Annotated in this window: 22 protein-coding genes; 6 read left to right on the forward strand and 16 right to left on the reverse strand. The window is 43.9% G+C overall.

The genetic code is table 11. From position 1 onward, the window contains the following. Window positions 1-38: 38 nt before the first annotated feature. From YK48G_RS05370 to cobD, 13 genes are read right to left on the reverse strand one after another with little or no spacing between them, the layout of a single operon-like run. Window positions 39-806, reverse strand: a complete 768-nt coding sequence (locus tag YK48G_RS05370) for a sirohydrochlorin cobaltochelatase (protein ID WP_203629704.1) — start codon at window positions 804-806, stop codon at window positions 39-41. Continuing rightward, a complete protein-coding gene (gene cobA / locus YK48G_RS05375) occupies window positions 778-2,199 on the reverse strand; it encodes a uroporphyrinogen-III C-methyltransferase (protein ID WP_203629705.1) in 1,422 nt (473 codons plus the stop codon). Before cobA ends, YK48G_RS05370 begins: the two co-directional genes overlap by 29 nt. After that, a complete protein-coding gene (cobK, locus tag YK48G_RS05380) occupies window positions 2,196-2,948 on the reverse strand; it encodes a precorrin-6A reductase (protein WP_203629706.1) in 753 nt (250 codons plus the stop codon). The genes cobA and cobK overlap by 4 nt, the downstream gene beginning before the upstream one ends. Continuing rightward, window positions 2,945-3,670 carry a precorrin-3B C(17)-methyltransferase gene (gene cobJ, locus YK48G_RS05385; RefSeq protein WP_203629707.1) on the reverse strand — a complete coding sequence of 242 codons (726 nt, stop codon included), beginning with the start codon at window positions 3,668-3,670 and terminating at the stop codon, window positions 2,945-2,947. The genes cobK and cobJ overlap by 4 nt, the downstream gene beginning before the upstream one ends. A 3-nt stretch (window positions 3,671-3,673) precedes the next feature. Then, window positions 3,674-4,741, reverse strand: coding sequence for a cobalt-precorrin 5A hydrolase (locus tag YK48G_RS05390; RefSeq protein ID WP_203629708.1), 1,068 nt, complete (start codon window positions 4,739-4,741; stop codon window positions 3,674-3,676). Next, window positions 4,719-5,501 carry a cobalt-precorrin-4 methyltransferase gene (locus YK48G_RS05395; RefSeq protein ID WP_203629773.1) on the reverse strand — a complete coding sequence of 261 codons (783 nt, stop codon included), beginning with the start codon at window positions 5,499-5,501 and terminating at the stop codon, window positions 4,719-4,721. The genes YK48G_RS05390 and YK48G_RS05395 overlap by 23 nt, the downstream gene beginning before the upstream one ends. Before the next feature lie 6 nt (window positions 5,502-5,507). Continuing rightward, window positions 5,508-6,065 carry a decarboxylating cobalt-precorrin-6B (C(15))-methyltransferase gene (locus tag YK48G_RS05400; protein WP_203629709.1) on the reverse strand — a complete coding sequence of 186 codons (558 nt, stop codon included), beginning with the start codon at window positions 6,063-6,065 and terminating at the stop codon, window positions 5,508-5,510. Next, window positions 6,052-6,657: a cobalt-precorrin-7 (C(5))-methyltransferase gene (locus YK48G_RS05405; protein WP_203629710.1), complete on the reverse strand. Its 606-nt coding sequence runs from the start codon at window positions 6,655-6,657 to the stop codon at window positions 6,052-6,054. The genes YK48G_RS05400 and YK48G_RS05405 overlap by 14 nt, the downstream gene beginning before the upstream one ends. Next, the gene (cbiD, locus tag YK48G_RS05410) at window positions 6,654-7,781 is read right to left on the reverse strand and encodes a cobalt-precorrin-5B (C(1))-methyltransferase CbiD (RefSeq protein ID WP_203629711.1); all 1,128 of its coding nucleotides are present in this window, start codon (window positions 7,779-7,781) and stop codon (window positions 6,654-6,656) included. Before cbiD ends, YK48G_RS05405 begins: the two co-directional genes overlap by 4 nt. 13 nt (window positions 7,782-7,794) lie before the next feature. Beyond that, window positions 7,795-8,448 carry a cobalt-precorrin-8 methylmutase gene (locus YK48G_RS05415; RefSeq protein ID WP_203629712.1) on the reverse strand — a complete coding sequence of 218 codons (654 nt, stop codon included), beginning with the start codon at window positions 8,446-8,448 and terminating at the stop codon, window positions 7,795-7,797. Between the two features lie 17 nt (window positions 8,449-8,465). After that, window positions 8,466-9,452: an adenosylcobinamide-phosphate synthase CbiB gene (cbiB, locus tag YK48G_RS05420; protein WP_203629713.1), complete on the reverse strand. Its 987-nt coding sequence runs from the start codon at window positions 9,450-9,452 to the stop codon at window positions 8,466-8,468. Continuing rightward, window positions 9,439-10,809 (reverse strand): cobyrinic acid a,c-diamide synthase CobB, encoded by a 1,371-nt coding sequence (locus YK48G_RS05425; RefSeq protein WP_203629714.1) that lies wholly within the window; start codon window positions 10,807-10,809, stop codon window positions 9,439-9,441. The genes cbiB and YK48G_RS05425 overlap by 14 nt, the downstream gene beginning before the upstream one ends. Before the next feature lie 11 nt (window positions 10,810-10,820). Beyond that, complete coding sequence (gene cobD / locus YK48G_RS05430; RefSeq protein WP_203629715.1) at window positions 10,821-11,906, reverse strand: threonine-phosphate decarboxylase CobD; 1,086 nt, start codon at window positions 11,904-11,906, stop codon at window positions 10,821-10,823. Between the two features lie 451 nt (window positions 11,907-12,357). Here cobD and YK48G_RS05435 point away from each other — a divergent pair, with 451 nt between their 5' ends. The 5 genes from YK48G_RS05435 to YK48G_RS05455 all read left to right on the forward strand — a co-directional run bounded on the left by YK48G_RS05435 (window position 12,358) and on the right by YK48G_RS05455 (window position 19,081). Beyond that, on the forward strand, window positions 12,358-12,933 hold the full coding sequence (locus tag YK48G_RS05435) for a cob(I)yrinic acid a,c-diamide adenosyltransferase (RefSeq protein ID WP_203629716.1): 576 nt from the start codon (window positions 12,358-12,360) through the stop codon (window positions 12,931-12,933). Between the two features lie 404 nt (window positions 12,934-13,337). Next, complete coding sequence (gene ppcA, locus YK48G_RS05440) at window positions 13,338-14,846, forward strand: phosphoenolpyruvate carboxylase (RefSeq protein ID WP_203629717.1); 1,509 nt, start codon at window positions 13,338-13,340, stop codon at window positions 14,844-14,846. Between the two features lie 491 nt (window positions 14,847-15,337). Further along, window positions 15,338-16,573, forward strand: a complete 1,236-nt coding sequence (locus YK48G_RS05445) for a TMEM175 family protein (RefSeq protein ID WP_203629718.1) — start codon at window positions 15,338-15,340, stop codon at window positions 16,571-16,573. A gap of 566 nt (window positions 16,574-17,139) precedes the next feature. Next, window positions 17,140-18,048 carry a hypothetical protein gene (locus tag YK48G_RS05450; RefSeq protein WP_203629719.1) on the forward strand — a complete coding sequence of 303 codons (909 nt, stop codon included), beginning with the start codon at window positions 17,140-17,142 and terminating at the stop codon, window positions 18,046-18,048. Window positions 18,049-18,145: 97 nt separating this feature from the next. Next, a complete protein-coding gene (locus tag YK48G_RS05455) occupies window positions 18,146-19,081 on the forward strand; it encodes a hypothetical protein (protein ID WP_203629720.1) in 936 nt (311 codons plus the stop codon). A 417-nt stretch (window positions 19,082-19,498) separates the two neighbouring features. Here YK48G_RS05455 and YK48G_RS05460 read toward each other — a convergent pair whose 3' ends face one another. After that, on the reverse strand, window positions 19,499-20,278 hold the full coding sequence (locus tag YK48G_RS05460; RefSeq protein WP_203629721.1) for a sulfite exporter TauE/SafE family protein: 780 nt from the start codon (window positions 20,276-20,278) through the stop codon (window positions 19,499-19,501). Between the two features lie 202 nt (window positions 20,279-20,480). Here YK48G_RS05460 and YK48G_RS05465 point away from each other — a divergent pair, with 202 nt between their 5' ends. After that, window positions 20,481-21,929 carry a C69 family dipeptidase gene (locus tag YK48G_RS05465; RefSeq protein ID WP_373300176.1) on the forward strand — a complete coding sequence of 483 codons (1,449 nt, stop codon included), beginning with the start codon at window positions 20,481-20,483 and terminating at the stop codon, window positions 21,927-21,929. Between the two features lie 126 nt (window positions 21,930-22,055). Here YK48G_RS05465 and YK48G_RS05470 read toward each other — a convergent pair whose 3' ends face one another. After that, on the reverse strand, window positions 22,056-22,541 hold the full coding sequence (locus tag YK48G_RS05470; RefSeq protein ID WP_203629723.1) for a hypothetical protein: 486 nt from the start codon (window positions 22,539-22,541) through the stop codon (window positions 22,056-22,058). Window position 22,542: 1 nt separating this feature from the next. Beyond that, window positions 22,543-22,746, reverse strand: coding sequence for a helix-turn-helix transcriptional regulator (locus tag YK48G_RS05475; RefSeq protein WP_203629774.1), 204 nt, complete (start codon window positions 22,744-22,746; stop codon window positions 22,543-22,545). Between the last annotated feature and the right edge of the window lie 6 nt (window positions 22,747-22,752).

Consider the following 22,752-nt stretch of genomic DNA (forward strand, 5'->3'; position numbering starts at 1 on the left):
AGGTGCTTACACGCAGATCCCTGCTTTGCGTAGCTGTCCTACATCACTTGTTTCAAATGATCAATATACAACTGCTGAATATCTGGATATTCACCTAATCCAATCAAGCGTGCATCAACCGCAATGCCATGCGCCTGCAATTTAGCACGCCAAGAGGTTGGCGAAGCCGATGCCATATCGTGATGGGCATGGTTTCCCGCTACCATCATCAACGGTTGAAGCACGACCTGATTAATCCCATCCTTAACTAACCGCTGAATCTCAAAGTCAATATCTGGATAGCTTTCGACGGCGCCAACGTAATTACCGGACCCCATTAACATATGATCTAAACAGGCATAGGCAGTAAAGGCACTATCAGCTGTTCCGTGACCCATTAATAGCAGGCCTGAATGCGCTGGCTGGTTTGGAACCATTCCCTTGATAAAAGTGATCAAGCGCTGATAATCAGCAAACCGCTTCAATAAGGGAGCCCCCAACACAATTTTTTTAAACGTTGCCTGAAACTGATCGACAACTTTTTTGACCATGTCATACTCAATCCCAGGTATCAGGTGAAGTGACTGGACATAGACTTCTTCGAATCCAGCTTGATAAATCTTGGTCAATGCTTCTGTCGGTGTGTCAATCTTAATTTGTTCATTTTTTTGAATCCGTTTAATCACCACGGTGGACGTAAAAGCTCGAAACACTTTGAAATCGGGAAAAGTTGTTTGAAATGCTTTTTCAACCGCCCCAATTGATTTCTCGCGAGTGGCTGGATACGTGGTACCAAAACTAACGATTAGAATTGCTGACTTTGTCAACTTGCCTGGCCTCCTTTAACGCTGCCAATACTGCTTGATATGCTGGCGCAACCGCCACGACTTGATCTAAGCCATTACTTCGGCAAGCCTCAGCAACTTTTTGGCCCATTGCTAAACACGTTAGGCCTTTTAATCCTGCTAGCTGAATTGGCTCAAGGCTGCTGATTAATTCTTGGACAGCTGCCGAACTTGGAAAAACGATCGTCTGGTAGTTGGCGAAGTCAATATTCTGTTTACTGGGTACCCGCTTATAAGTCGTTAATAAATGAACGGTTTCACTGGTTGAAATTTCCGCTAATTGATGCTGTTCGCCAATCACATTAATTGGCCCGCGTAAATGGTCAAACCGATCGCTCACCTGGTCAACAATGATGCCAACCAACCGTAACTGTTTAGCAACCACCTCGTTTTTAGCAACCAAATGCCACTTTGCTAAGTGACGCTGGTCTACTCCTTGGGTGATCATTTTTTCTTGAAAATAACGGTAAGCGTTAACGTCGTTAATGAATAAGGTAGCTGGCTTAACGAGATTAGGAAGTTCAAAGGCTACCTTACGGACCTCGCCTCGTCGAAAGAAACCAACCGAGGCGCCGGCATCCTGTAATAAACTAAATAATTGAGATTGCTTTTTGTAGGGAACGAGAATATGTTGCCCTAGTAGTGATGGATGAGGCTGTAAGGTCTTCATCAATTTAGCCACTTCACCGACAACAATCAATGCTGGTGAGCCCATTTGCTTAGCAGCAACAACTTGAACAATGTCGGCCAAAGATGCTAAGACCGACCGCTGGTTCCAATGAGTGGCCCACTGAATCACGGCAACCGGCGTTTTTTGATCCTTACCATTTTCAATCAATTGACGCACAATTTTTTCCAGCTGTTCCATCCCCATCAAGAAAACTTGGGTACCCTCTTGATGGGCAATGTTGTGCCAATCCAGTTCTTCACCAGTCTGTTTGCGATGCCCGGTGATAACGTGAAACGACGACGCAAAGTCTCGGTGAGTAATTGGAATGCCAACGGCCGCTAAGCCGGCAATCGCGCTGGTGATACCCGGCACCACTTCATAATCAACCTGATTGGCTTTTAAATACTGACTTTCTTCACCACCGCGGCCGAACACGTCTGGGTCCCCTGCTTTGAGTCGAACAACTCGTTTCCCTTGCTTAGCTAATGTGACCAGCAAATCGTTAATCTTATATTGACTATATTTGTGATGGTGAGGTAACTTGCCAACGTCAATCGTCTCCGCAGTCGTTTCCATTAGTATGGCCGGATTGACGAGTCGATCGTACAAAATCACATCTGCCTCAGCTAATCGGCGCTTGGCCAAAAGTGTTAACAATTCTGGGTTCCCAGGGCCGGCCCCGACCAACGATACAAAACCGCTCATAATCGCCCCTCCAGTCTTTGCTTTAATTCGTCAAACGAACCCGTAACGTCAGGATAGTCAACGGCCGGGCGCTTGATGACCAGACACACAATTTGTAACGCCTGACAAGCTTGGATCTTTTCTGGCAGGCCACCGCGACGCCCACTTTCTTTGGTGACAACGAATTTAGCCGCCGTTCGCTTAATCAATTCAACGTTCAAAGCTTTAGAAAACGGCCCTTGAATCGCGTCAACCTGATTGGCTTGATAACCCACCTCAGCTAACATTCCCATCACTTTTGGGGTTGGTAATACTCGAACGTGAAGCCGCTCAACGCCCAGCTTAGTCGCAAACTCACTTGCGGTTTTACTGCCAGTTGACAGGTAAACGGTGCCTTTGCGCTGCTGTAAAAACTTAATCGCCGCTTCGGTATCATCAACCACTCTTAGAAATGGTCCTTCGCCGTGCATTTGCTGCCGCTCAAATCGGATATAGGGAATCCGGTTTTGCCTAGCCGCAATGATAACGTGCGTTGAAATTGACCTGGCAAACGGGTGAGTCGCGTCAATTACCAACGAAATTTGATGATTACTAAAGAAGTCATCAAAGTCTGCTGGCAAAATTGCGCCCAGATGCACCTGGCTCGCATGTTGCCGGGCGAGTTCAGCACCGTATTTAGTTGTCACTGATAATACAAAATCTCGCTGTAAACTGGTCAGCATGTCGGCGATTGTTAAACTCTCGCTCGTTCCGCCAAGCAATAAAATCATAGCGTGTATCCCCTTGGAGTAATCATTCGACCATCGGCAACGTAGGTATTTTTATTGCCAACAATCACAATTGTGGTCATATTAATTTCGGTTTCATCCAAATCTTTAATTGTTGTTATCTTGTCAATTTCGTGCTTGCGGGCAACGTCTTTACCAATTCCAACCACTGTGTCTGCCGATTTATATTTCAAAATAATCTCAAGGGCTTCTCGTAAATTATTTGGCCGTCCCTTGCTGCGGGGATTATACAAACAAATCACAAAGTCTGCTTTGGCCGCTGCATCAATCCGGTTCTTAATGACGTCCCAAGGGGTCATCAAATCACTCAAACTAATATGACAAAAATCATTCATCAAAGGCGCGCCTAGAGCAGCCGCAGCAGCAATACTGGCAGTTACGCCTGGGATCACCTTAACGTCGACGTGTTTATCCTCTTTGGCCGCCATTTCTAAGACTAAGCCGGCCATCCCGTAAATCCCAGCGTCGCCGCTAGAGATAATCGCAACGTCTTGACCAGTTTCAGCGAGTTCAATGGCTTTTTTTGACCGCTCAATTTCCCCACGCATTCCGGTTGTAACGATGTTTTTGCCCTTAATCATGTCTTCAACTAAATGAATATAAGTAATATAGCCAACAATTGTGTCGACCTTTTTGATGGTTTCAATGGCCTCTTGGGTCATTAATTGCTGTGAACCGGGTCCTAATCCAACGATATATAACATCTTTTAATCATCCTTTTTAAGTTGTCGTTTACTAATAGCCATTGTGATCTGATTGCTCGAAAATCGTTCATTAACGGTCTGGCTGCCAGAGGCAAACTCCGAAGCAGCGTTGGCAACGTTACCAACGCCAACCGTTTTGGCAACGAACGCCGATTGTTCATAGTGCCCGGCAGTAGCCTGAAGCTGTTCAACCGAATAAAACTCAGCTGGCACCCCTAGACTATCAGCCAGATAATGAATGGCATTTTCATGGGCCTTTTTTTCAATTGAAACAACCTGACAAATTGATCGCCAAGCCAGCTGTTGTCGTTCACAGAAGGCCACAAAAGCGGCCTGCATCATTGCATAACTGACATCTTTTCTGCTGCCAACGCCTAAAACGTTAATTTGAGGAATAATTTGCAGGGAATTCGGTCGCTTCGGAACGGTACTTTTATCAGAAATGATCACGAGGGGGATTTCAACTCGCTGCTGATCAAGTTCGTTAACGACTTCGAAGCCTTTAAGGTCAGTCACAATTCCTCGAAAGTCCGGGTCGATGTACAGTAGCAACGGCTTTTTTTCAACTAACCTTGTATTAAATAACTTGGTATTGTATTTAAAATCCGGATACCAGCCATTAAACCGCTGGGCTAACGTGTCAATTGCTTGGACATGCTCGGTATCGGTAGCCGTTGTAATAACTGGATCAGAATCAAGGGCGACGGCAAGTTGATTGGTGATGGCGTTGGCACGGCCAACATGACCGGATAATAGACTAATCACGTGGTTGGCCTGCTCATCCATTACAACAACTGCCGGATCGATTGTTTTATCCTGCATCAGTGGCCCCGCTTTGCGGACAACAATCCCCGTGGCCATAATGCAGACTAAACAATTAAACCCTTTAAAAGCTGCCGTAAATGCTTGGGTAAATTGGCCCTTGGCAAATGTCTCGTCGTCATCCACACCGTACTTTTCTGGAACCAATAAGCGACTGCCCGGAATTTTGGAATGGACTTTTCTAGCCAGTTGAACGCCTGGACCAGTTAGCGCCAGAATACAAACCTTAGTCTTTGTTTGCTGTAACATTTTTAATCCCTTTTCGATAAGTATGGGTAAAGGTCGGGTCATACAATTTAGAATAGGTGTAATTATCCCCAAGGAATTCACCTACCATAATTAATGCGGTTCGTGAAATGCCAGCCTTGCCAACTTTATCCGCAATGTTAGCCAAAGTGCCCTTAACCATTTTTTCATCTGGCCAAGTGGCTTTATAAATGACCGCAGCTGGCGTTTCAGCCGTGTAGCCGCCGGCAATCAACTGACGAACGACTCGGCGAATGCTTTGAACCGATAAAAAGATCACCATCGAGGTATGATGCTTGGCAAGTGACGTCAAAGACTCATCTTCTGGCACTTTCGTCCGCCCGGAAATTCTGGTAATAATCACGCTTTGGGCAATTTCTGGAATCGTGTATTCAACGCCCATTTGAGAGGCTGCGCCAAGAAACGAGCTGACTCCAGGGATGCACTCGTAATCAATGGCCCGCTTTTTGAGTTCCTCAACTTGTTCTCTAATTGAGCCGTAGATCGAAAAGTCTCCCGTCTGCAGCCGGACAACGGATTCGTTTTTTTCAACTGCTTCGGCCATTTTGTCAATGATGGCCGCCAAAGTCATCGAGGCACTGTCAAATTTTTGGGCCTCAGGCTTGCAATAATCCAATAATTTGGGGTTGACCAAAGAACCGGCGTAAATCACAACATCCGCTGCTGCCAACCGGCGATACCCTTTCAACGTGATTAAATCTGGATCACCAGGGCCGGCCCCTACAAAACTAATTAAACTCATCATTTATCATCCTTTCGTGGCACTTAATATGATGCTCGGGTTATGGTGCTTGAAATAATGTCCCTTACCAAGCGCATGCCATTTGGAAACGTCCACTTGGGTCATTTCCAACTCATCAACGTCCTGATTGGCTAATACTTGGTAAGCCGCCATGGCATTTTCGATCAAGATAAAGTTTAAAACCAATGTCCCACCTGATTTCAAACGACTCAGGCATTCTTCGATAATCTCTTTTAGATTTGACCCGCTGCCGCCCACAAAAATCGCGTCAAACCGCTCATCTGGAATCCCTTGAGGGGCATTAGCAGTGATTAAGCTAATATTGTCGGTATGAAATTGAGTCATGTTTCGGGTCATAATCTCGATTGCATCGGGATTTTTTTCAATTGAAGTTACTTGAAGATTTGGAAATTCGATGGCGGCTTGGATGCTGACACTTCCCGTACCGGCCCCTACATCTAACAAATTGGCTTTACCTTTTAACTGCAGCTTATCGATGCTAACGGCTCGGACTTCAGCTTTGGTCATTGGCACCTTGGTTCTCAAAAATTCACTGTCCTTCATCTTTTATAATCACCACGTTCATTTTGTATTTGCGCTGTTCAACGTCTGCTTCAGTAAACCGGGAAATGCGTTCATTGGGGTAACTCAACATTTCACCGACATAAATTGTTCGGTGCAGCCCGCGCTTTTGAATTTCATTGGCAATTTCAACCGGCCCAATATCGTCATCCGTCACCATACCAACCGTTTGATGCAGCAGTAAAAAATCAAAGTCGGGCATCCGCCCATGACTGCTAGTCAAGTAGCAATCGTTCATCGATAGCCCCAGTTGATGAAACAAGTACTGAATCGAGCTAATTCCCGGCACAATTGTGACCATTTGCGGATCAAAATTGGCTAATGTCCAGCTGCCAATCCCATACATCAAGGGGTCACCAGAAGCCAGCAAGGCGATTGGCTTTTCAAAATTCTCACAAATAATTTTTTTGAGAACTGCCAGCCTTGTAAAAATGACCGCCTTTTTGGTGGGAACGTTAAAGAGCTTCAATTGGCGCTTAGACCCAATCACAATTTCAGCTTGGGCAACAATCGATTGGGTACCTGCTAACATGAGTGATTGGTTACCTGGACCAATTCCAACAACTGTTATCATTGCCATCGCCCCTTAATTTGATCGATCGGAAGTGTTGCTGCTAATACACCGGACGTATTGGAATAAATTACGGCATCAAGTTCAACTTGAGGCGTTCGATGGGCAATGTATTTTTCACAACGTTCTTTGATTTTGTCAACGATTACCTGCAGAACTTGTTGATAGCCTTCTTCTTCGACAATCTTTAGCATTGAAATCGTCGTTAGGCACTTATAAACTCGTTGGAGCATCTCCGTGGGCGCACCCAATAATGCCAGGTTGGCGACCATAATCTCCGCTCGGGCGTCAGCGTCCTTGCTATGCGTCGAAAAAATGCCGCCTGATACTTTGATCAACTTACCCAGGTCACCAACGATCAAAACCCGTTTGAACCCGATCCGCTGAGCTTCCTTTAAGACATAGCCGACAAAATTGCTCATCTGGACAATTTTCTCCGCTGGTAATCCCAGCTTTTCTTTGGCAAAGGCTTCCCCAGCATCTCCCGGCGTGAGGATAATGCCGTCATCCCCCCGTTTTTTATGGATATTCATTTCAATTGAAATGGATGCTTTCCAGCTGTCTTCAGACATCGGAGTGACGATTCCACTGGTACCAAGAATCGAGATGCCCCCAACAATTCCAAGCTTGGGATTATAAGTGAGTTTAGCTACCCGCTCTCCTTCCGGCGCAGAAATCACAATGTCCGCACCACGATTGGGGCCAAGCACCTGGCGAGCACTTTGCGTAATCATTTTTCGCGGTGTTGGATTAATCGCCGGCATCCCGGGTTTGTTTGGCAAGCCTTCTTGGGTCACCCGGCCGATCCCCTTGCCACCATCGAGCTTGATTTGATTATCATCCCGCAAATTAACCGTCGAATAAATGAGCATCCCATCGGTTGCATCTTGATCGTCACCGCCATCTTTTTTAATGGCGACGGCAGCCTTTTGCTGATCAAAATCGCATTTTTCAATCGTAAACTTTACTTTTTGCCCATTGGCGGCTTGGACACTGACGGCGGCTTGCTCTTTTTGATCCAATAATGCGGTTAAAGCCGCCACCGAAGCAGCCGTTGCCGTCGTACCAGTCGTAAATCCCTTACGAAGCTTGCGGCCGTTATAAAAGACAAAATCATCGTCTGCCATGAAACCAAACACCTCACTTAATTAAGTCAAGATTGTAAATAATCGCATTGGTTAACGCGGCAGCCAGGTTACTGCCGCCTTTTCTGCCAACCGCAGCGATTGCCGGAACGTCGCTGTTTACCAACTCATCCTTACTTTCTTTAGCCTCCACAAACCCAACCGGTACCCCAATAACTGCGGCAACTGCCAGTCGATTCTCCTTAATCATTTCAAGAATCTTGTACAATGCAGTTGGCGCATTGCCAATTACAAATACTTTTTCACCTGGTAATTTAGCCGCGACTTCAATGGCGGCCATCGAGCGGGTAATCCCCTTTTCACTGGCCAGTTTTCGGACTTCTGGATCCCGGATAAAGCAGTGATAGTGAACGCCTAGTTGATCTAGTTGCCGCTTGTTAATACCAGATAAGGCCATTGTCGTATCCGTGATAATCGTGCCGTGAGCCATCATGGCATGTTTAATGCGGCCAATTGCATTATGAGTGAACCTCAGACTATGCATATAATCGAAATCCGCAGTGGTGTGAATGGCGCGCTTGATAATTTGCTCTTCAATCGGTGACACAAATGTGTAGTTCGGATCAAGTTTATCGATTTCTGTTTGAATCATCGCAAAACTTTTCTCAGTGATTTGATTTGGGACCGTGATGTACTTCTCGTCTGCCATTATTCCTAACTCCTTTGTTATGCGTAAAAAATCAGTGTCAGTGATGTGAGCGCCAACAACCCAATAATTGCCGCCGCGTACAGCATCCGAATGGTTTCTTCAATTTTGGTGACGGTGGCAACTTGTGGGTTTGGAACCGTTGTGCCGATATACGGTTTATCCACCAGTTCACCAAAGTAGTAGTGGGGACCGCCCAGTTTGAGCTTGAGGGCACCAGCAACGATTGACTCAGAAAAACCGCTATTGGGGCTGCGATGATTCTTGCGGTCGTGGATGCCCACCGAGTAGGCTAATTTGGTGTCATACCCCAGCAACATGCAGGCCGCCAATAAAAACAGCCAAGTCAACCGAGCCGGAATGAATCCCACCACGTCGTCAATTTTTGCTGACACCATGCCAATATCGCCATCCTGTTCATTTTTATAGCCAATCATTGAATCCAGCGTATTGACTGCTTTATAGGCAATCCCCAAAGCCGGGCCGCCAAGCAATAGATAAAAGAGCGGGGCAACTACACCATCGCTGGTGTTTTCAGCAACGGTTTCAATAGTTGCCTTACAGACTTGATCTGCTGATAAATGCTGGGTGTCTCGGCCAACAATCATCCCCACTTGCTCGCGAGCTTTTTGCAGATTACCGGCCTTTAGACTTCTCATAATCTTATGGCTCTCAACTGAAAGACCCTTAATTGAGAGGCAGGTGTAGCAAAGATAAGTTCCGACGATAAATTGGATCGCAGTAACAACTTGAACCGGAACCCAAGTAATCAATGAAATTCCCCAGAAAAGCAACCATACTACCGCAAACGAACTACCTACCACGATAAGCCAAATCACCAATCCCAAAAACTTTCTTAGACGATGAGCGTAAGCTGGACGATTTAATTCCCTAGTTAAGACTGCAATCAGTTTGCCCATCAGCTTCACCGGATGCGGCCAAGTTGGCGGATCGCCCAAAATGGTATCGAGGACAAAACCGCAAAGTACCATACTAACGATTTGCATTTTCCATTGCCCCTAAGTTTGCTAATAATTGATTAAAAATTGTTGGATCCTGATAAAAATGAATGTGCAAATAACTGGCAAATGTATGATTGACCTGATAACCACCATCCCAGCGCTGAGTAATTCGACCATCAATCACTTTGGTCATCTGGAGAACTGGGTCGAGGCCATCCCCTGGCCTAAAGGTCGAATGATGAAATTCATGACCACGGATTTTGATGCCTTGCTTAGCCAAGACGGTATCTTCTTTAGGACTGGCAATACAGTAGCCAAACCGCTTGAGTCGAGGAGTCATTTCACTTGTACCATCAAATACCCCAGCCATTTGATAAGTGTGACCGTGGTCAATTAATTGATTTCCTAAATACATGAGGCCACCGCATTCGGCGTAAATGGGCATGCCCCTTTCAGATGCTTCCTTAATCGCCATTTTCATTTTGTGATTGGCCGCTAGTTCAGCCGCGAATTCTTCTGGATAACCGCCCCCTAAATAAAGCGCGTCAACATCGGGAAGGCGTTGATCATTTAAGGGACTGAAAAAGGTTAGCTTGACGCCCACTTGTCTTAGTAAGTTCAAATTATCTTCGTAATAAAAACTAAACGCATCATCGTAGGCTACCCCGAGCTTTAAATGGGTTCGTCGATAACCTTGGGGCACGTTAATTGGTTCAACCGCTTTTTTCATAAGCCCTAGTAACTGCTTTAAATCAACGTGGTCCTTAATTAACTCGCCCAGTTTGGCAATCTTTTGATCAACTTGTGCCAACTCGTTATCAGGCACCAAGCCCAATTGGCGGGACGGTAAGCGAACGTCATCACAATGGGGCAAATAGCCAAGGACGGCAACGTGATCGTATTGTTCAATGGCTGCTTTAATCAGCTGAAAGTGATGATTGGACTTTAAATTATTAATAATTACGCCAACAATGTTGACATCTTTGTCAAACACCTGAAAGCCCTTAATAATTGCGGCAATCGAGGTTGACGCCGCATGCCCATCCACCACCAAAATGACTGGCAGCCCCAGCATTTTGGCAACTTTAGCAGTTGAATGGCTATCCTTATCGACTCCCAAACCATCGTACAAGCCCATGACGCCTTCAACTAAACCAATATCAACGGTTTCCGTATCCCGCCTAAACAAATAATTAAGCGTTTGAGCATCTGGCACCAAGAAATTATCAAGATTGCGAGAATCTCGGCCCACAATTCGTGAGTGAAACTTGGTGTCCACGTAATCTGGGCCTACTTTGTACGGCTGAATTTGATATTGCCGGCTGAGCGCCGCTAACAATCCCAAGACCACACTGGTTTTTCCGGAACCACTAGTGACGCCGGCAATCAGTATTTTTCTCAACGTGTCACCCCCTAACTAACTGGATTGGAACAGATTGCTTTGAGTGCTGCCAGTAATTGGGTATTTTCTGAATGCGCTCTCACCGCAACCCGGTAATAGTCTTGACCAAGACCCACGTAATCAGCGCAAGAACGAATCATGATTCGGCGTTGCCATAATTTTTCCCGTAAGTTTGGCACGTCACTTTTAAGCAGGTAGTAATTAGCAGCTGACTCATAGGCGTGAACATTTGGTAATTGTTGCAACCCAGCCCACAAATAAGCTTTTTCGCGGGTTAGCCAATCATATGTCTGTTCAATATAATGCTGATCGTCATACATATGCTGGCCAAATTGATCTGCCAAGGTATTCACTGACCACGGCTCAGCCTGTGCTTGCCAAGCGGCCTTGAGCGCTAAATTTTTGGTAATGGCAAACCCTAACCGCAGACCGGGGATCGCGAAAAACTTGGTTGCCGATCGAAGAACCATGACTGGCAACTGGGCGCTAAGGTGGGTCACAAAGCTCCACTGGTCATGATCGACAAAATCCATAAAGGCTTCGTCAATTATTAACCACTTGTGATTCTTGCGGCAAAAATCAGCGATCTGCAGCATTTCTGTCGGCTTAACCATTGTTCCAGTTGGATTGTTGGGGTTGCATAGACAAATCAAATCAATCTGTGGCTTGGCTTTTAAAGTTGCAAGCAGGTCGGCGACATCCAGTTCAAATCCCGTTGCTTGCGCCAAGCCATAGTGATCAGTCGTCATGTTTGAACGGTTAAACGACCGTTCGTATTCGCCAAAAGTTGGGGCTAAGACCAGTGCATGTTGCGCGTTAACCGCGTTAGCCATGTCAAAAATCATTTGAACTGCGCCGTTGCCGACCATAACATCGTCTTTTGAAACGTTAAAATGATCAGCGATTGACCGTTTTAGTGCTGGGTACTCCGGATTAGGATAGTAAATGACTTGAGATAATGCGTTTGTTAAAACCGGTAGTAGCCGCTTGGATAAGCCTAGCGGATTGATGTTGGCACTAAAGTCCAACATCTCATCGGCTGAAAAGCCCAGTTGAGCGGCAATCTTTTCTCTATTTCCACCATGAATGACTTTCATATTTCTGCTCCACTTTTAATTAATCAAGATATCGGGTTCCTTAAAACAAGATTGTGAAATCCTTTTCATTTGTTTCCAGTTCAAAACATACAATATGAGAGTAACCGGATACAAGCCTTTTCAAAGAAACAGCCTGCTTTGTGGAATAATTCCCTTGATTAACCTAAAAAGTGTTAAAATACCAACGCCAAGTGGCAATTAGTACATTTTTGTTGACAAAAAAGTTTGCCTCAATGGTTGATATGGATTCGTCTGACGGAGTTTAAGAAAGCGATTACATTAATCCGACCAATTTATTGTGAAAAAGCAACCTAAGCCATTAATCAAAAGTGACATTTTTAGTCTCATGAATGTAAAAATGTGATTATTTTGTTTAGTTAGTGGTTTACACCTCCAATCAGTCATATTTTTAAGTTATGCTATCGTTAATTTCGAAAAGGACTGATGATAAATGAAGATCTACACAAGAGCAGGCGATAAGGGGCGCACCCAACTTATTGGTCATAAAGTTGTTAACAAAGATGATGCCCGCGTGGAGGCCTATGGCACTGTTGATGAGTTAAATTCCTGGGTCGGCTATCTCATTTCAGTGTTAACTCAAAATACGCGTATTTTAGCCGCTGAACTCGAAGAAATTCAACAGTTGCTCTTTGACGTTGGCAATGATTTAGCTAATCCAATTGCCGATTCACACCGGGCTTACAAATTCGATCCCAAGACCGCCAACGAAGCCACTCATTGGCTGGAAGAAAGAATTGATGCCTACACCCAGGCTGCCCCGGCAATTAAAAAATTCATTCTGCCAGGTGGATCAACGCCGGCAGCCATCCTCCAAGTGGCCCGCACAATCGCTCGCCGCTGTGAACGGCGGACCATTACCCTGGCTAATCAGACTGAAATCAATCAGGAAGTCTTGCCCTTCATTAATCGGTTATCAGATTACTTCTTTGCGGCCGCCAGATATGCCAACAAGTTGGACCACCATGAAGAAATTATTTATCGAAATAGTAACCCCATATTTAGATAACCCATTTTAAATAAACAACGGTTCAATTGTCACCAACTGAAAACACTTCGATCTAATCCAGAAACCATTCTCTGGACTAATCGAAGTGTTTTTTCTACTATTGAGTTAGGCAGTGGCTATCACCGTTCATTTTCGCCGAGTTCAAAAAGTATTCTGAATTGTCATTTAACCCGCTGTCGTGAGTGTTAACCGCTTTCATAGCGCTAACCGTCGGCTGGTAAAACTTAGCCATTAGCGGTAATATCTAATTAATATTTAATTAGATGAACATTTTATTCATAAATTGACTAGAAAGCGTGAATTTATGTATAGAAGCAGTTAATTCTAATTTTATTTTCATATTAGCCCTTTTTTACTGTATAATCATTCTAAATACATATCTATATATTAGGAGGCAATTCTTTATGGACAGAAAAATTCCAAATATTATGGGGACGCAACATCCGGATAATGCCGGAGTTCCATTCTTTAAAGACCATCAAAATCCATTTGTGTCAGCATTTCGAGAAATTGACGAAGCTTACCAAAACTTTTCGGTACTAGACGCTGACGAGTACATGTGGGATTGGGAAGGCAAACACGCTGATGCTTCTGTTATTGATCGCTTATATTCTGAGCACTATGAATATTTCAAAAAGCACCCGCTTGGCAAGGATAAATTTTTAACTTTCCGGTTTCCAAATATTTGGGAAGAAAAAGGCTATAGTTTGATGCAAGCCATGACAACGATTCTTTCAGCCGAGGACTTTGCCTTAGACCTTGGCTTTAAAGAACGGCCATTATTTGAAGCGATCCTGCCAATGACCCAGTCGGCTGATCAATTAATTGATATGGAAGATAAGTTTGCCAGCCTATCTCATTACAAGACCAAGGAATTTAACACTGGCCATAAAGACTCCGATACGTTACAAATGATTCCATTATTTGAAGGGTTTGAGTCTCAACTTCACGCCCCCGAAATTTTGAAAAAATATCTGGAAATGTATCATCAACACTTCGGCCGTGATTTGAACTATATGCGAGTCTTCTTAGCAGGTTCGGATTCAGCCCTTTCAAACGGTTTTTTAAACAGTATTATTGGTAATAAGTTAGCCCTTACCCGACTAGCTGAATTTGAACAAGAGACTAAATTACCAATTTACCCAATTGCCGGCATGGGCAGCACAATTTTCCGTGGTGGCTTATCACCAATGATGATTGACCGCTACTTAGAAGAATTCCCCGGCTTAAAGACCGCTACCATTCAATCAGCCTTTCGTTACGATTATCCACTGGACGTTGTTGAACCGGCCATCATTAAGTTGCGAGAAGGACTGCAAAAGAGCAAGTTCCAACTTATCGACAAAGACGATCAAAGGGTTCTCTTGGAAATTGCCAAGAAAGCAGCCCATGAATATCATGAAACTTTGGATCCATTAATTAACGATTTACAACCAATTTTTGATGCCTTTCCCAAGCGGCGTGACCGTCATCAACACGTTGGCATCATTGGTTACTCACGAGACGTTGACGGCTACAAGATGCCACGGGCGATTACCTTTACCGGCGCGCTTTATTCAGTTGGCGTACCACCAGAGTTCCTTGGGACTGGTCGCATCTTGAACAAGTTAGATGATAATGAACTATCAACGTTAATGAAATATTATCCAAATATCAAGCACGATTACGCCCACGTCGCTAAATACTTCAGCAAAGATGCCTTAGAAGCATTGCAGGCTAAAAATCCGGCTTGGCACGCCGTTGATGAAGATATCGAAGCTATTGAAAAATTGTTTGATATTAAAGCCGGCCCTCAAGACGAGGATCAAGAAAAGCACGCTGCATTGGCTGCCGATTTGGTCAAAATTTCTGATAAAGAAACCAAGACATTGCTTATTAGTAGAGAAGCAGTCTTACGTAAGTTCCTAGGATAATTCAGCAGTTTAATTTAATAACTTAAATAGGATTATTTCAAAACAGCGCGACTCGTTTTAGGGGTCGCGTTGTTTTTTCGCCGAAAGTGGTGATAAAGCTGCCAAATCCAAGCATTTATGTATTATGGATCACTAGACAATTCTTCGCCAAGACCTCATGTTTTTGAGACTTTAGGCGGCTTAATCAGTTCAATCAACGTTCACTATTCGCTCTTTTGACGCCCAGAGTTCTATAATGGGCATAGGTTAATAGAGTTAGACCATCACAATGTAAACTAAACGCACATTAAAGTTATCATTGATATGGAACCAATTCAGGGCACCCAGTATAATTGGCACCGGATTTTAAAAGCGACCGCCAAAGCGTTTAACAACAATGGGTGCCAAGGGATTGGGCTCACGGTCAGGCCCTACGCTTTTCTAAGTTAAAAATATCTCAATAAATTCAGCTTTCTCAAACAATCACCCCAGGCAGTAAAGAGGCCTTCATAATGAAAAAATTAAAAACCCGACTAGACGCATTTAGCGATGCCGTCATCGCCATTATTTTAACGATTATGGTATTGGATTTAACTCCAGTGTTAAAAGACAGCGCTGCCGACTATCTATTATTGAGCAAAGAAATCGGCGTCTACATTATCAGCTTCGCGTTTGTCGCCAACATGTGGTACCAACACGCCACTTTATTTAATGAAATTGACGACATGAGTTATCGCATTATGCTCTATGATTTTGTCTTTCTGATTCCTTTATCGCTTACACCGCTGGCAACCAATATGATGGCTGAGAATACCACTAAAATAACGGTTACTGCCTATGGACTACTAGTCGGCATCACCGGTGCTTGCTTTCGCTTACTGGCCCGAGGTGTCATTCACTTCCAATATACCGATACGTCAAAAATGCGTCAGGTTTACCACAAAGTATTTGGGCAACACAACCTCATTTATGTCCTATTAAATTTAGTTTTGATAGTTTTGGCTTACTTCTTCCCCCAAATTATTTTGTGGTTCTACCTGCCTTACCCCCTTGTTTATCTGCTGCTTAGTTCACGAGACCGCCAACAAATGTACGACGTTGCCCAACTCACTACCAACCAGCGACAACAATACTTACGGCTACCTCGCGACCAGATGAAGCAATTTCGACAATTGGTTGAAACTCAAAAAGCAGCCAATGGGACTGAAGCTGTCCGGTCAATTAGTGCCAAACCAATCAGTTGGGTCCGTTGGCTGGATCAACCCATTGGCGCGGGAGCTGGCAAAAGCGGTGGTCATTTAGATGCCGAAGCTATTCGAGAATTACGCCGAGCTCAGTGGGATGAGTTTGAACGCCTGGCTAAACATCAAAAAACTGCTCAACAACAAGCCGCTGATGAACGGGAAGCCCAGCAGGATGCTCAAAAAGCAGCGGCTAGACAAGCGAAAAAAGAACGTCAACGCCAACTAGAAGCACAAAAAGATGCCGCAGAACAGGCAGCCAAGCAACGTGACCGCGATCAAGAGGCTCAAGAAGACGCTGCTAAATTAGCGGCCAAGAATATTGAGCGGCAAGCAAAGGCCAAGCGAGAGGCGGCCAAACAAGAAATCAAGATCCAAGAGCGCCAGCAAAAAGCCAAACGAAAAGCGGACCGCAAGGATGCCAAAGCACTTATTCGCCAAAAGAAGTTGGCCCAAAAAGCTAAGCGATACGATTCTGATAATCAAGATGATCAATCGCCGAAGTAGCGATCGCCATTGTCAATTACTAACATTTAGATGGCCTATCAAGATAAAAAGTTCCGATCAAGTCAGCCCATTTTACGGCAACTTGATCGGCTTTTTTAATCTCAATTCATAGCAGCTCTCTAACTGTAATGCCCAGAAATCAAATCATCTAACTTCATAGACGAATTGTCTATTTTCTAGTCGAAATTACTTCAGCCGCCTATGGGTGTATTTTAGTATAATCCGTCTAATTGCCTCACTCATTTCATGATTTGGCTCACTTGTTCAACTTCTTAATTGTCAATTGTCGTTATAGATATGGACAGACTATTAATTTATCATCCTTATCTCTTAATAATGATTTGTTCATTCTTTCGGTTCTTCTTTTCTCATAATTAATTACGCTAATCACCTATTTTCGCCCCACTCAGCAAGGCTAAATAGTCTATCATCATAGGCTTTCAGCGGTTTATCCACGTCATAATGATAGCTTGGAATTTCAATTAATTCACCTCACTTTTCTTAAGAAAAAATAAAAAAACATCTCATCTTCACGGTGCTATAATCCCTGTGGAGGTGAGTTATCCATGAAAAATCCAACTGTCAAACTGCTTGTTACCAGCCTAATTAGCTTAGGAGCTATCTTTACCAGCCAACTATCGCTCGGGGCTGCCAGCTCGAATGACGTGAAGTTAATTTGGCGCCACGCTATGGGCCGGCATGCCTATACTGCCACAACCGGGGCTCGCTATTCGGAGCATTTGGGCACTCGATATGGTTTTAACACCCAAACAGCTAAAGTTACTTGGTACACAACGGCCCACGAAAAGCTTTATTTTAAGGATTCACATACTTACGCGATTTATTATCACGTCACCAATGCCGACCAGAGTCTCCAAGGTTGGATTTGGAATGGTTATTTGAAACCAGCGACGACCTCAGGAACCGCGACCAATTCAAGCAACGGTGGTACCACCACTAATAATGGTAATTCTTCGACTACCGCCCCGACAACAAGTCCTAGTAATTCAACTGATAGTAGCAGTTATTCAGACAATGCACAGAAATTCAATCAAGCCGATAACGTTAAATTTGCTCAGCAAATCCTTCAGCTTTCTCCTAAGATGGTGGTGGATAACAAACTGACTGATTTAGCAAAATATGATTTCTGGGTAGATGATCATTATCACTATAATAACCCTCAAATCAAATTGACAAACTATCTCACTCAATTATATGGTGGTCAACCCCAAGGATTGTTAAAAGACTGGGGATACGTCAGCAAACCAGATACGAGTTTAGTGAAAGCGCAGCAATCAATCAACCTTAATCCTATTGATTACGCCAACTTGTCAAAATATGATGGTGACCACATTGGCGTTGCCACCGAAGCTTGGTCCTCACTTCCTGATGGAAAAATTGAGAAAATTAACTATGTCATCTACGTTCTTCCACCTAATCCAACAATAACGCCAAGTAATAATACTTCAAACTAATTTTAAAAGTTGCTACCTAAAATCATAAACAACCCATTATCTCGGGAAATTATTTTATTTAAAGCATACTCAGATGCCCAGTGGAGGCAATTAACTCATGAAGAATTCAACTATCAAACTACTTGCTGCCTGTTTAGTCAGCTTAGGCGCCGTTTTTACCAGTCAACTACAAACAACTGCTGCCAGCCAGTACTCGGCGGCACGTTCGAATGATGTAAAATTAATTTGGCGTCACGCTATGGGTCGCCATGCCTATACCGCAACGACTGGGGCGCGTTATTCAGAACATTTAGGTACTCGGTATGGCTTCAATACCGAAACAGCTAAAGTCACTTGGTATACAACTGCCCACGAAAAACTCTATTTTAAAGATTCCCGCACGTATGCAATCTATTATCACGTTACAAATGCCAGCCAAAGTCTTCAAGGTTGGATTTGGAATGGTTACTTAAAACCAGTCACGACCTCGACTGGGACAACTAGCACGCCAACTCATTCAGGCAGCGGTGACACTTCCACCAGCAATGGCAATCCTTCAGCCACCACGCCGGTAACTGCCAACAATTCAGCTAACAATAACAATGCCAATTATTCAGACAACGCACAAGAATTCAATGATATCGATAATATTAAATTTGCTCAGCAGATTCTTCAACTCTCACCTAATATGGTGGAAGATGCAAAGCTGGATGACCTGGCAAAATATGATTTATGGATGGACGATAATTATCGTGACGTTGATCAAAACATGTTTACAAACCATCTTGTTCAAGAATATGGTGGGGAACCACGGGGATTAGAAGAAGACTGGGGATATGTTAGCACCCCCGATATTAGCTTGGTAAAAACACAGCTTTCAAATAAGCTCAACGAAATTGATTACACTAATCTATCAAATTATGATGGTTACCATATTGGCGTCGCGACTGAAGCTGAGTCTTCACCACCTAGCGAGAAAATTGAAAAAATTAATTATGTTGTTTGGATTTTACCAGCTAACCCAATAATTGCTCCCCAGTCCCTTATTGGTTAACTCAATCCCTATGATATGCACGAGAGGAGCGGCACCATAAATTAAAGGTAAGTAACTAATGAAGCGCTCAGCAATTAAACTATCCGTTACGGACTTCGTTGGCTTAAGCGCGGGCATTACTATGCAATAACTACTTCCGCTGCCAGCCACAATTCCGCCTTAGTGAACACTCAATTTAATATTAATTCGATGTATAAGAGGGGCTAATCACTCCTCTTTTTTCGTCATTTTAACCTGATTAACCACCTAAAAAATCTTCTGAGTTATTCCACCCAAATCGCTATTAATGCACCATACCCGCACTTGAACTAAGCCAAAAAATGGTCCAGGCGTTATTATCTTGACTATCAATTGACCGTTGACCTTTCCTGTCACTCCGATCGGCTAGTCCGCAAGTTGGGTGACTAAACGAGGCTTTCAAAAATAGGCCGTTATAAACAAGTAGATTGCCAACCCAAAAGCTGCCAGCGAAATTAACACTCGCAGTAAGTGAATATTAGCGTGACGAACAATAATCGGCCCTGTATAGCCACCAATTAACAGGCCAAATCCAAGTGGGATGACATATAGCCAGTCAATGTGTGATTTAAAGATGAAAATGATAGCTGCCACTAAGTTGCCAATAAAGGCAATCGCATTTTTGGTCGCGTTCACCACCGTAAACTTGTCGTCCATAATAATCGACAAGATTGCCAAAAAGATTACCCCGCCGGCCGCGCCAAAATAGCCAGTGTAGGCTCCCACCAGCACAATCCCTGCCAGGCTGATAAATGATACCCAGAAATGTTTTTCGGCAGTAACATTGGCAGCCTTGAGTTTACGAGTCGAAACGTCCTTCTTTCGCCCAGACATCCACAACAAGATCCCAGCGACCAAAATAAAGAACGGCACGACTTTTTCAAAAGAAGCTGCCGGGGCCATCAGCAGTAAAATACTCCCACCAATACTGCCGACTAACGACAGCCCGACATAGACACCCAGCCGTTTCCAATTTCCCTTCAATTCCTTTATCGAGGAGGCCATTGACCCAATTCCAGAAAAAACCAAGGCCGTTGTATTCGTCACGTTGGCAATTACTGGTGGCAAGCCAACCATTAAAAGCGCCGGATACGAAGCCAGTGAAGCCAAGCCAGCAACTGATGCCAACAACCCCGCCACGAAGCCAGCAATGATTAAGAAAATAAATATTCTGACCATTATTTCCAAACCTTTCTAGTTCTAAGTATTTGACACAATTCACCTACTAATATACTACTTTTTCTGATTAATATAGCCAATTTTATCAGCCTGTTACGAACTAAAATTTTGCAGTATACTTAACTTTACAAGTGAGTTAAACTCACATGATTTGAAACGCTACTCGTTGTTTAATGAGGTCAGCGTTTTTATTAGAGAGGAAATGACTTTTTTGCAAACTGCTTTAAATCTTTCTAGCTGTACCGCCTTTTTAGCTGGTAAAAAGGCAACTGTTGATGGTTCGACGATGATCGCCAGAAATGAAGATGCCGGTGGAGGTATTAATGCTAAACGATTTGTCGTAGTCAATCCGGCCGATCAACCCAGCGAATATGTGTCAACGTTTAACAATTTTCGGCTGAAACTGCCAGCTAGCCCGTTGCGTTACACTGAAACCCCCTGCGCCGACACGAGCGATGGCTTATGGGGCGAATCTGGCATTAACACCGATAACGTTGCCATGAGTTCAACTGAAACTGAGTTTACCAACACGACGATGCTTGGCCTCGACCCCTTGGTACCAGACGGGATTGGCGAAGAAGCCATGTTAACGGTTGTTTTACCTTACGTCCATTCTGCCAGAGAAGGCGTCAAACGCTTAGGCCAATTGGTAACTCAATTTGGAACTTGCGAAAGTAATGGCATCGCGTTTTCTGATGCCGATGAAGTTTGGTACTTCGAAACTGTCGGCGGCCATCACTGGGCAGCCGAACGAATTCCCGATAATGCTTACGCAGTTGCACCGAACCAAACCGGCATCCAAGAAATCGACTTCAACGATCCGGATCACTTTATGTATTCGGCTGACCTCAAAGAATTCGCTGAAGCTCATCATCTCAATCAAGCTCGCTCGGGGTTTAATTTCCGTAATATCTTTGGCGAAGACGTTCAAGCCGATCACTACTACAACACGCCACGGGTTTGGTACGGCCAAAAGATGTTTAACCCAGAAATTGACCAGGATCCTGAAAGCCGCAGCATGCCCTTTACCAGAGTAGCCGCGCGCTTAATTTCCGTCGAAGACATTGCCTTCTTTTTAAGCAGCCATTATCAAGGAACTGATTTTGACCCTTATGGCAAAACAGGCACTGCGGAAAGTCGGCAACGCTATCGGCCAATCGGGATGAATCGTAATCAGGAAATGCACATTTTACAAATTCGGCCAAACTTTCCTGCCGAACACGCGGCAATTCATTGGCTGGCTGAAGGCGTTAACGAGTTTAACGCGCCGGTGCCTTTCTTCGCGAACTGCACGGATACACCCGCTAACTTTAAAAATACCCCGCTACGAACAACGACTGAAAGCTTTTATTGGCTCAATAAGTTAGTTGCCATGTTGGCTGATCCGTTCTTTGCCGAACACGATTTAGATGCCATGGTGGCGGTTTCTGAAAGCCGTAAGTTTGGCTTGGCAAACGGCCGGGCTGCGGTAGCGGCCGCCGATGCTGAATTTAAGAATATTGCCAAGGAAAAATTACCCGAGTGGCATAATCAAGTCAACGAAAAAATCGCCAACACAATTACCGAAAACGTGAAGGACTTACTTCACCAGCTTGTCTTACTGCGGGCTGAGAAGATGGTGCCGACCTTTGAAAAAGGCGGCGAACTTTAACAGATAAAGTTGATGTCACCATTAGCTGTAACCTAAAAAGCAATCTAAGATTAGATCCCGCTAGAGACTGATTAATTTCAGCTTCTAGTCAGATTTAATCCTAGATTGTTTTTTTATCAAATGAGTTCATGCTCTATCTAAATGAATATAAGAAATGACATAGCCCCATTCATTAACCATAATTGCCAAAAAAACGACTGTTCCGGCAAAGAATGCCCAGAAAAATGCGCCTAATTCAATCCCTGATAAAATAATTGCATAGGGTATCAAGAACGCAATAATTAAATAAATAACTGTCAGTCGCGATGAAATATACGTTGCCGTCAACATCATTCGCCATTCCCGTTCATCATTATGCTGCATGTCAATTGGATAACCATCTTCATTAAAGTCAAAGAATTTAACTTTCCGTTTAGTCTTTCGAGTCTTCAATAAAAGAAACAGGTCAATGATCACACCAGCTCCTAGCACCAACCATAAAATCACTGAAACACTGGCCGGAACATTAGCATAGCCTTTATAAAAAGCACTTCCAAGGAAAAATATGTAAATTGCGCCTAACGCAAGGGTGGTTGCAATCGCAACGTTGATCATATGTTTTTTAGTATTCATTTTACTTACTGTCCCTTCCATAAATAAAAAGTTCGTCAACTGTTGTCCGTAACACTTTCGCCAATTTAAAAGCCAGTTCTAGAGAAGGATCATATTTTTCATTTTCAATTGCGTTAATTGTCTGGCGGGTAACTGAAGTCAATTCACTTAATTCCGCTTGGGACAATTTCAGGCTTTTTCGACGGCTTTTAATCGTATTTTTTATATTGCT

This window comes from Lentilactobacillus fungorum, from assembly GCF_016860605.1.
GTDB lineage: Bacteria > Bacillota > Bacilli > Lactobacillales > Lactobacillaceae > Lentilactobacillus > Lentilactobacillus fungorum.

Bases quoted from the DNA above. Each gene is read 5' to 3' on its own strand.
- cobA (WP_203629705.1), bottom strand. From the start codon at position 2,199: ATGAGCGGTTTTGTATCGTTGGTCGGGGCCGGCCCTGGGAACCCAGAA.
- cobK (WP_203629706.1), bottom strand. From the start codon at position 2,948: ATGATTTTATTGCTTGGCGGAACGAGCGAGAGTTTAACAATCGCCGAC.
- cobJ (WP_203629707.1), bottom strand. From the start codon at position 3,670: ATGTTATATATCGTTGGATTAGGACCCGGTTCACAGCAATTAATGACC.
- YK48G_RS05390 (WP_203629708.1), bottom strand. From the start codon at position 4,741: ATGTTACAGCAAACAAAGACTAAGGTTTGTATTCTGGCGCTAACTGGT.
- YK48G_RS05395 (WP_203629773.1), bottom strand. From the start codon at position 5,501: ATGAGTTTAATTAGTTTTGTAGGGGCCGGCCCTGGTGATCCAGATTTA.
- YK48G_RS05400 (WP_203629709.1), bottom strand. From the start codon at position 6,065: ATGAAGGACAGTGAATTTTTGAGAACCAAGGTGCCAATGACCAAAGCT.
- YK48G_RS05405 (WP_203629710.1), bottom strand. From the start codon at position 6,657: ATGATAACAGTTGTTGGAATTGGTCCAGGTAACCAATCACTCATGTTA.
- cbiD (WP_203629711.1), bottom strand. From the start codon at position 7,781: ATGGCAGACGATGATTTTGTCTTTTATAACGGCCGCAAGCTTCGTAAG.
- YK48G_RS05415 (WP_203629712.1), bottom strand. From the start codon at position 8,448: ATGGCAGACGAGAAGTACATCACGGTCCCAAATCAAATCACTGAGAAA.
- cbiB (WP_203629713.1), bottom strand. From the start codon at position 9,452: ATGCAAATCGTTAGTATGGTACTTTGCGGTTTTGTCCTCGATACCATT.
- cobD (WP_203629715.1), bottom strand. From the start codon at position 11,906: ATGAAAGTCATTCATGGTGGAAATAGAGAAAAGATTGCCGCTCAACTG.
- YK48G_RS05435 (WP_203629716.1), top strand. From the start codon at position 12,358: ATGAAGATCTACACAAGAGCAGGCGATAAGGGGCGCACCCAACTTATT.
- ppcA (WP_203629717.1), top strand. From the start codon at position 13,338: ATGGACAGAAAAATTCCAAATATTATGGGGACGCAACATCCGGATAAT.
- YK48G_RS05445 (WP_203629718.1), top strand. From the start codon at position 15,338: ATGAAAAAATTAAAAACCCGACTAGACGCATTTAGCGATGCCGTCATC.
- YK48G_RS05450 (WP_203629719.1), top strand. From the start codon at position 17,140: ATGAAAAATCCAACTGTCAAACTGCTTGTTACCAGCCTAATTAGCTTA.
- YK48G_RS05455 (WP_203629720.1), top strand. From the start codon at position 18,146: ATGAAGAATTCAACTATCAAACTACTTGCTGCCTGTTTAGTCAGCTTA.
- YK48G_RS05460 (WP_203629721.1), bottom strand. From the start codon at position 20,278: ATGGTCAGAATATTTATTTTCTTAATCATTGCTGGCTTCGTGGCGGGG.
- YK48G_RS05465 (WP_373300176.1), top strand. From the start codon at position 20,481: ATGACTTTTTTGCAAACTGCTTTAAATCTTTCTAGCTGTACCGCCTTT.
- YK48G_RS05470 (WP_203629723.1), bottom strand. From the start codon at position 22,541: ATGAATACTAAAAAACATATGATCAACGTTGCGATTGCAACCACCCTT.